4 protein-coding genes are annotated in these 3,821 nt (G+C 68.1%); all 4 read right to left on the bottom strand.

The genetic code is table 11. The features are described from left to right. Window positions 1-66: 66 nt before the first annotated feature. Window positions 67-1,530: a hypothetical protein gene (locus tag ACFQ87_RS45010; RefSeq protein WP_380616844.1), complete on the bottom strand. Its 1,464-nt coding sequence runs from the start codon at window positions 1,528-1,530 to the stop codon at window positions 67-69. 125 nt (window positions 1,531-1,655) lie between these two features. Beyond that, entirely contained in the window at window positions 1,656-1,982 is a 327-nt protein-coding gene (locus ACFQ87_RS45015) for a helix-turn-helix domain-containing protein (protein ID WP_380616845.1), read from the bottom strand. Next, window positions 1,979-3,055 carry a tyrosine-type recombinase/integrase gene (locus tag ACFQ87_RS45020; RefSeq protein ID WP_380616846.1) on the bottom strand — a complete coding sequence of 359 codons (1,077 nt, stop codon included), beginning with the start codon at window positions 3,053-3,055 and terminating at the stop codon, window positions 1,979-1,981. The genes ACFQ87_RS45015 and ACFQ87_RS45020 overlap by 4 nt, the downstream gene beginning before the upstream one ends. Before the next feature lie 135 nt (window positions 3,056-3,190). Beyond that, window positions 3,191-3,562 (bottom strand): hypothetical protein, encoded by a 372-nt coding sequence (locus tag ACFQ87_RS45025; RefSeq protein WP_380616847.1) that lies wholly within the window; start codon window positions 3,560-3,562, stop codon window positions 3,191-3,193. Between the last annotated feature and the right edge of the window lie 259 nt (window positions 3,563-3,821).

Consider the following 3,821-nt stretch of genomic DNA (forward strand, 5'->3'; position numbering starts at 1 on the left):
GACCCCCGCGAGTTCGCGGAAACTGAAGGTTCTTCAGCGCGAACCCGAGGGTCCGTTGCCCTGATGTTAGGGGGTGGACCCATGGGTTCGTGGTGAAGTCGTGGGGTCGGCTTCCGACAGCTGTTCCAGGAGGGCGCGGGCGGAGTTCGTGTAGCGGATCGCGGTCTTCTCGCTGAGGCCGAAGACCTCGGCGAGGTGGAGGGGGTCGGGACCACGGACGAGTGCCTCGTCCAGCTGGCGGTCCATGCGGAGCCGCTCCAGAGTCGCGGGCTGGCCGTGCAGGGCTGGACCGGCAACTGAGTTCCTGCTGATGGGCCCGGTTCCCAACGCGGTCTGCTTGTTGATCAGCAGGTGCGGGTTGGCGGTGTCGGGCCAGCGGCGACGGCGGAACTCCAGCCATTCCCTGGCGAGTTGAAGCGTGAGGTCGTCCAGTCGACGGGTGCGGCCGTCGATGGTCAGGCGCCGGTTGCCGATGTCGAGGTCGTCGAGCTGGAGGCGGCGCATGGCGCCGGCCCGCGCCGCGTGGACCGCGGCGAGGGCGAGGATCAGCCGGTCGGCGGGGTGGGTGACGGCAGTGACGGAACCGTTGATGTGCTCGGGCTTCAGAGGCTGGAGGATGCCTTCCTCGCGCTGGCCGACGCGGATGCGGGTGGTCGGGTTCTTGAAGATGGTGCCGTTCTTCTTGGCCCGGCCGAACAGGGACCGCAGGGCGACGATGGCCGCGTGGCGTTGCTGGCCGTGCACCGTGTCGAGGTGGGCGAGTACGTCGTCGCGGGTCACTTCGCGCAGATGGTCGTAGCGGTTTGACCATTCCAGCAGCACGGACCGGATCCGGTTGAGGTAGTTGATCACCGTGGTGCCGTGCCGGGCCCGGGAACGAGGGCCGCCGTCATGCAGCAGCCGGGCCCAGTCCCCGACGTCGCGGGCGATCCCCGGGGTGAGGCCGTCGAGCTTGGACTCCAACCAATGTTCGAACGAGGACGGCCGGTCGTCGAGGAGCACGCCGATGAGGTCGAGCACCTCGGTGGTGCGCTCGACGCTGATGCCGCGCGACCGCAGCATCGGGAAGATCTCCGAGTATCTGACGGTGTCGCCTTCGGCATGGTCGGCCAGCAGGAGGACCAGGGCCCGATCGACGGTCAGGCGCGTCCGTCGGGGCCAGCCGCGGGCCTCCCCGAGCCGATGGGCGTTATGGCGGGCCCAGGCCAACCAGGGATTGCTGTGGTGCGCGTACTCCTCGCCGATCCACCGCTGCGTGAGGTCACGCCGTGCTTCGAACAGCGTCTGCTGGCACCCGGCCGCGGACGGTGGCGGCGCTGGAGCAGGATCAGGGCGTCTGGGCCGGCCCCGGCGGGCGTGCTTGATTGGCGTCGGCTTGGCCCGCCGGTCCCAGAGTGCCGTCATGCCGTAGAAGAACAGCTGGTGGTGACGCAGCTCAGGCAGCAAGGACTCCGGCCTCGCACCGGTCTCGGCGGCCTCCGCCCTCGCCTGCACCCAGCACAGACGGCAGTACTCCTCCCGCAGCGGCACTCGGCGTGTGCAACCGGCGCACTCGCCCACCTTCCAGCGCCTGGCGAACGAGGAGCATGTCGAGCACCGCGGCTCGAAGAAGCGTCCCCAGGCCAGACACTCCGGGCAGGAACTCGGACCCATGGTCACTGCGGCGGCAGGGACCGGCCGTCCCGCCGGCGCGGGACCACTGCCGGGGCCGGGCCGGACACGGCGGCAGCCTGCTGGCCGCTCTCCTCGCCGGGACGGCGGACCTTGTCTGGCTCGGGGATCAGCAGGTCACCGATCTCGCAGCCGAGGACAACGCAGATGACGTCCAGGTCCTCCAGCTTGAGGGAGACCGGCTGACCGGACCACAGCCCGGACATCTTCCCCGCCGAAATCACCAACCCGTGCTCGGCCAGGCTCCGTTGGAGCTCGGATGCCTTCCAGATACCCTTGTTCGCAGCCGTCAGCCGCAGGTTCCACCTCATCGGATCAGCCCTTCCAGCCGCTTCGCGGCCCGCTCGGTCCCGGCGACCCAGGCGTCCTCGACCCGAGTCTGCTGGACGTGGACGTATCGCATCGTCGTGGCGATCCAGGAATGTCCCAAAACCTCCTGGATTGCGAGCAAGTCCAGCCCGTTCTCGTAGAGTTGGGACGCGCAGAAATGCCGCAGGACATGCGGCGTCAGCCGCTCGCCCCACCCCGGCAGATGCGCCTTGGCCGCCTCCTTGAGCCCGCCGCGCAGGGCGTCGTCGCCCACCCGGCGCGAGGAACCGTCCGTGTTCTTGCGCTCGGAGGGGAACAACGGGGCGCCGGGGCGGGTGTGGTCGTCGTCGAACTGGCCCCAGACGTCCTCGATGAACCACCGCAGTGTGCGGTCGGCGCCGTTGATCAGCGGGACCATCCGCTCGCGCGGGCCCGAGCCGCGGGCGCCCTTGCCGTGGCGGACGTGGAGTTTGCCGAAGCGGCCCAGGTTCCACTTGATGTCGTCCAGGTCGAGCTTGCATGCCTCGCTGACCCGCAGGCCGACCTGGGACATCAGCTTCGAGGCGGTGTAGTTCCGAGCGGTCGGGGCGAACTTGCGGCAGGTCGCCAGTTCACCGCCCCAGCCGGTGAACAGCGTCCCGACTTCCGGCTCTGTCGGCGGGATCCGCAGTGCCGCGTCCTTGGCGCCGCGCGGCCGGTTCATCTCGTCGATCGGGCACTCGACCACCCGACCGGTCATCCGGTGGAGCTCGACCTTGTGCCGCAGCTCCAGGAACAGGAAGTACGTGGTCAGCGCCTGGGACCGGGCCAGCCGGGTGCCGCTGGGTGAGTTCCGCAGCACCTTCCCGAAGTACGCGTCGGCATCGGCAGGCTCCATGTCCCACAGCGGTCGGCCGAACCAGGTTCTGATCTGCTCCAGGTGCCCGACATCCCCGCGGATGGTACCGTCCGCCAGGCCCGCCGAGGCCCGTGCGAGGACGAACCCGGACAGCACGTCGGTCTCGAACCGCTCCAGCTCCTCCGCCGACGCGGGCGCCCAGTGTTCACGCAAATCCCGTACGACCGCCAGCGCCAACCCGAGCCTCCTCGCCTTCGGCCCGACTGCGGATCGGTCGGACGAGATGAGAACGCTTCAGGAATCCCGAAGTTACGTCACAGGCCAGTAGAGCTCAGGGGGACTCTCAGGATGTCGCACATGCATTCCGTGAGGTTAGGTGCGAACGAATCCGGCTGGGTCGGCCAGGTAGCGGTCAAGGTCCGGGTCTTCGTGGAGTGCGTCGAACTCGTCGTAAATCTGCCACGCCGGGCCGAGCTCGGCGCGAAGGCGGCCGAGCGCCTGGCGTACCGCCTCGTTGAAGTCGTGACACTCCGCTTCACGCCACGGCCCCGGGTCCGGGGGGTAATCCCAGTTCAACGACGTATCGTAGCGATCTATCAGCCTGCGCAGGCCGTCACGGAGGTCGTGACTGATCGGTAGTCGGTCCAGCTCGACCGCGTACCCCCACACCTCCTTGTCCTCGGGCGTGACCGCCCAAAGGACTACGCCTGATCCAGCGTCGAAGAAGAACCTGGCGGTGGGCATGGCGTCGACCTCTCGATATGTATCGATTCAAGCGGCCACCACGGTACTTGACGAGGCTGCCGCAGCAGACCCCACGGTTCCCGGATGCGGCTGACGCCTCACCTTCACCCCGATCGCAGATCGATCGGACAAAGTGAGAGCTCTTCGAGAATCCTGAAATTCTGTCACCGGATCGACGAACACTCCAAGGAGACCGAACATCCTGGCCACGAGGGCAAGGACTCAGCAGGGCTCAGGGGAACTCACGGGATGTCGCACA

Source organism: Kitasatospora sp. NPDC056531, assembly GCF_042794375.1.
Classification (GTDB): domain Bacteria; phylum Actinomycetota; class Actinomycetes; order Streptomycetales; family Streptomycetaceae; genus Kitasatospora.

What these genes read in the sequence shown, in the direction of transcription:
- ACFQ87_RS45025 (WP_380616847.1), bottom strand. Translation starts at nt 3,562, where the DNA reads ATGCCCACCGCCAGGTTCTTCTTCGACGCTGGATCAGGCGTAGTCCTT.
- ACFQ87_RS45015 (WP_380616845.1), bottom strand. Translation starts at nt 1,982, where the DNA reads ATGAGGTGGAACCTGCGGCTGACGGCTGCGAACAAGGGTATCTGGAAG.